This window comes from Micromonospora sp. AB353, assembly GCF_049538395.1.
Taxonomy (GTDB): Bacteria; Actinomycetota; Actinomycetes; order Mycobacteriales; family Micromonosporaceae; genus Micromonospora; species Micromonospora aurantiaca.
The window spans coordinates 54682-58864 of sequence record NZ_JBMVFV010000018.1 but is presented as its reverse complement, the minus strand read 5'-3'; the positions used below and the strand labels follow the sequence as shown (position 1 = coordinate 58864).

The following is a 4183-nucleotide window of genomic DNA, read 5'->3' as shown; positions in this document are numbered from 1 at the left end:
GCCGCCGCCCGCCCCGGCCGTCACTGCGGCCGGGGCGGGCACCCGTCCGACCACCATCGACAGCGAAGGACAACCCGATGAACGCCGACGACGCCCGCACCCGGGCGCAGGCCGCGCTGCGCGGCCTGGAGAACCCGGGGCAGCCGCTGACGCTGCTCGCCCCGGACGCACCGGCCGAGTACGAGTGGTGCTGGGTCTACCCGTTCAACACGGTCCGGGCCACCGAGACCGGCAGCATCATGGACACGCTCGCGGTGGGCCCGCTGGTCGTGCCGAAGAACGGCGCCGAGCCGTGGGTGGCGCCGTCCGGCCCGCCGCTGGAGCGCTGGCTCAACGAGTACGCCGCACGGGAGGGGCTGCCGGCGGTGCCGGTCCCGGCCGCGCCGGACCCGTTCGCCTGAGCCCGGACGGGCGTCCCGCCGTGACCCTCGCGGCGGGCCGCCGCCACCTGGAGGAACAATGACCGACAGCGCCGAGCCGCTCGACGTGCTGCTGCGCCGGATGATGCGCGGTGACGCCACGATCGAGCAGGTGCAGTCCGCGCTGCGCGGCGCCCGGCTCGACCTCGCGATGAACGGCGACGGCCGTCCGCTCGTCGTCCGCTCCTTCGACGACGAGCCGTGCGTGACGGTGGCGACCACGGCGGAGGAGCGCGCGCGTACCTTCGCGCCCGAGTGGCGCCGGGTCGAGGCGGTCGAGCTGGCCGAACTGCTGCCGGACGGCATCGACGTCCTGGTCGACCCGGACGGCCCCGAGCCGGTACGGCTGGCCGCCGCGCTCGTCTGGCACGCGCTCCGGTACGCGGACGAGGACACGGGCGGATGAGCGACGACGAGTTCGTGTTCCTGCTCGACCCGGAGTGGCCGGCAGACGACGACGAGCCGCCGTTCGAGGCGGTCCTCGGGGTGTGGCAGGTCGCCGAGGACGGCGAGGTGGGCGAGTTCCGGCGCAACCCGGACTACCGCCGGCATTTCCCGGACTCCCCCGCCGACCCGCTCGACGCCCTGCTGCGCCTGGTCGCGGCCGGTACGGCGCAGCCGGCGCACCTGCGGGCGGTGCTGCACGCGTCCACCCTGCACCTGGCCGTGAACGGTGACCGGCGACCGCTCGTCGTCCACACCCCGGACGACGAGCGGTGCGTGGTGGTCGCGACCGGCGACCCCCACCGGGAACCGGTGCCCGCGCCCGGGTGGCGGCTGCTCGACCTGGCGGAACTGGCCGCCGTGGCCGGTGACCGTGACGTGCTCGTCAACCCCGGTGGCCCGGCGCCCGCCCGGCTGGCCGCCGCGTTCCTGCGCGAGACGGCGGCGACGCGATGAGCACGGGCCTGCTGCACCTGCTCTGCCTGCGCGCCGCCGGCCGGATCCCGGACGACGACCTCGCCGGCCTGCGTACCCTGCTCGCCCGCGGCGACCACGACGCCTGCGCGGCCGGGTTGCTCGGCGCGTTCCCGCAGTCCGCGGCGGAGATCGCGGTGCTCGCCGCGCTGCTGCCCCCGCGGACGCCGCTGCCCGGCCCGGCGGCGGACGAGGACGTGGACGCCGATCCGATGGCCCTGTTCGTCCCGTTCCCGCCGGCCGACCTGCCGCTGTACGCGACGGCCGGGCCACCGGTGGTGGACGAGACCGCCGGCGGCACCGTGGACGACCTCGACCGGGCGCTGCTCGACGTGCTGGACCCGGCGCGCACCACCGGGGTGTGGCGCTGCTGGCGGATCACCCGGGAGCCGGACGGCACCGTCGACGCCGTGCGCGTCTACCTGGTCGAGGCGACGGTGCCCGACGACGAGCTGCCCGCCGTCGCCGGCCGGGGACAGCGGGCGCTCGCCGACGCCGGGCACGCCGCACCGGTCGAGGTGTACCGGCCCGATCTGCCGCTGCCCGCGTACCAGTGGACGGCCCGGTCCCGGTCCGCGCTGATCTGGGCCCCGCAGCCGCCCGGCGAGGTACGCCTGGCCGCCGACGGGGACGCCCGGCTGCCGGTCGACGACGACGAGGTCGCCGCATTCGTCACCCACCTGCGGTCGGCGCCCGCCCTGACCGCGCACCTGCGCACCGACGGCGCCTGGGTCTGGCCGGCCGACGTGGCCGATCGGCTGCTCGACGAGGGCGCGCTGGCCGACGAGGGTCTGCTGCGGCACCTGCGGCGGTGCCGGGCCGACCCACCGGAACCGGCCGGCGCGGTCGCCGTCCACCGGGCGCTCGCCGCCCTGGTACGCGCGGGCGCGCGCTGACCGGATGCACGAACGGCCCCGGTCGCGGTGCTTCTCGGGCACGAGCCCTCGCGCGGCCCGGCGCTCCCGGCTGCCGGCGTGGTCGAATGCGCCCGCCGACGAGGACGCGAGGAGGCCGGGAATGACGGAGCAGGACGAGCTGCACACCGCGCTGCTGCACCTCGGTGGCCGGGTGCCGGACGCCACGCTCGCCGAGGCGCGGCTCCGGCTCGCCGACACCGGCACGGTGTCCCTCCCCGAGCCGCCCGGAGCTGTCGACCTGCCGTTCACGTTCGCGTCCGCCGTACCGAATCCGCGTGTCTTCGGTGGGCGGGTGCCGCCGCTGGCCGACCTCACCGGCCGCGACGGCCTGATGGACGACACCGACCGGGTCGCTGTCGCGGCGGCACGGCAGCAGCCCGGCGCGGTGGCGTTGTGGCGCGGATGGCGGATCGCCCCGGAGTGGGCCGCCGCGGTGATCCCGCCCGCACCGGTCTACGTGCTGGAGACCGCCGGGCCGCAGGCCGCGACGGCGGCGACAGTGATGCGGGCGCTGGCCGGGGCCGGGGTCTCGGCGCCGCTGGTCGAGGTGTACCGCCCCGGCGACAAGCTTCCGGCGTATTCGGCCGCGGCCCGCCGGTCCGGCGCGCTGCTCTGGGCCGACCGGGACACCGGGCCGCTGCGGATCGCCCGCGTCTTCGACGAGGTGGACGACGACGGCGCGCGCTTCACGCCGGACCGCGAGCGGCTGTCCGGCGCCGACCTCGAACGGGCGGCGGCGTACCTGGACGCGGGCACGCCGGTGCTCGCCACCACCGCACGCGGGCCCGACGTGGTGGAGCCCGCACGCGGCCGGGTCGTGCCGATGACCTACCGCACCGACGGACGCTGGCTCTGGCCCGAGTCCGTCGCCTACTACCTCCAGGCGTACGGGCTGGCGCCCGAGCCGGACCTGCTGGCCCACATCCGGTCGCGCGGCGACCTGCTGCCGGCCACCGACCCCGCCGACGAGCACCGCGCGCTGGCGCTGCTGTTCCAGTCGTACGCCCTCGTCCCGGCGGAGGCCCACGCGTGACCATCTTCGTGGCGATCGCGTCGTACCGGGACCGGGAACTGGTGCCGACGGTGCTGGACTGCCTGGCCAAGGCGGCGCATCCGGAGGACGTCCGCATCGCGGTGTGCTGGCAGCACCTCGGCGACGAGGACATCTCCGCCATCCGGGATCTGCCGCAGGTGGACGTGCGGGAGTACGACGCCCGGGACAGCCGCGGCGCCTGCTGGGCCCGGGACAAGACGTTCCAGCGGTACCGCGGCGAGGACTGGCTGTTGCAGGTGGACAGCCACACCCGGTTCGCGCCGGACTGGGACGTGCGGATGATCCGGATGGCGCGGGAGACCGGAGCGGCGAAGCCGGTCCTGACCGCGTACCCGCCGAGCTACGAGCCCGATCAGGAGTTCACCGGCGCGGGCGCGCCCGCCGAGATCGTCGTCAGCGACTGGACGAACGTCGGCGTACCGGTCTTCGGTCAGCGACTGATCGAGGGGGCCGCGCCCGGCGTACCGCCCAAGCCGGCGCTGTTCCTGGCCGCCGGGTTCCTCTTCGCACCCGGGTCGTTCGTCACCGAGGTTCCGTACGACCCGGGCATCTACTTCCACGGCGAGGAGATCACCCTGGCCCTGCGTGCCTTCACGTGGGGCTACGACCTGTTCCACCCCACCGAGGTGCTGACCTGGCACTACTACATCCGGCAGGACAGGCCGCGGCACTGGAGCGACCACGTCGAGTCCGACTGGGCCCGCTACGAGGAGCTGAGCCGCCGCCGGGTGCTCTACATGCTGCACACCCCGCCGGTGGACCGGCTCGGCATCGGGCCGGTCCGCACCCTGGAGCAGTTCGTGGCGCACACCGGCTGCAACTTCACCCGGCGCACGTGGACCGACATGCTGGCCCAGGAACTGGTGGTGCTCTGA

6 protein-coding genes are annotated in these 4183 nt (G+C 75.7%); all 6 read left to right on the top strand.

The genetic code is table 11. The annotated features are described in order from the left end of the window. The first annotated feature begins 77 nt into the window (after nt 1-77). Nucleotides 78-401, top strand: a complete 324-nt coding sequence (locus ACPCK6_RS11145; RefSeq protein ID WP_396883507.1) for a YrhB family protein — start codon at nt 78-80, stop codon at nt 399-401. Nucleotides 402-459: 58 nt separating this feature from the next. Next, nucleotides 460-825, top strand: coding sequence for a type VII secretion system-associated protein (locus tag ACPCK6_RS11140; RefSeq protein WP_423481045.1), 366 nt, complete (start codon nt 460-462; stop codon nt 823-825). Then, complete coding sequence (locus ACPCK6_RS11135; RefSeq protein ID WP_423481044.1) at nt 822-1319, top strand: type VII secretion system-associated protein; 498 nt, start codon at nt 822-824, stop codon at nt 1317-1319. The genes ACPCK6_RS11140 and ACPCK6_RS11135 overlap by 4 nt, the downstream gene beginning before the upstream one ends. After that, nucleotides 1316-2233, top strand: a complete 918-nt coding sequence (locus tag ACPCK6_RS11130) for a hypothetical protein (RefSeq protein ID WP_396883509.1) — start codon at nt 1316-1318, stop codon at nt 2231-2233. The genes ACPCK6_RS11135 and ACPCK6_RS11130 overlap by 4 nt, the downstream gene beginning before the upstream one ends. Before the next feature lie 121 nt (nt 2234-2354). Beyond that, nucleotides 2355-3287, top strand: coding sequence for a hypothetical protein (locus ACPCK6_RS11125; RefSeq protein ID WP_396883510.1), 933 nt, complete (start codon nt 2355-2357; stop codon nt 3285-3287). Further along, complete coding sequence (locus ACPCK6_RS11120) at nt 3284-4183, top strand: GlcNAc-transferase family protein (protein ID WP_396883511.1); 900 nt, start codon at nt 3284-3286, stop codon at nt 4181-4183. Before ACPCK6_RS11125 ends, ACPCK6_RS11120 begins: the two co-directional genes overlap by 4 nt.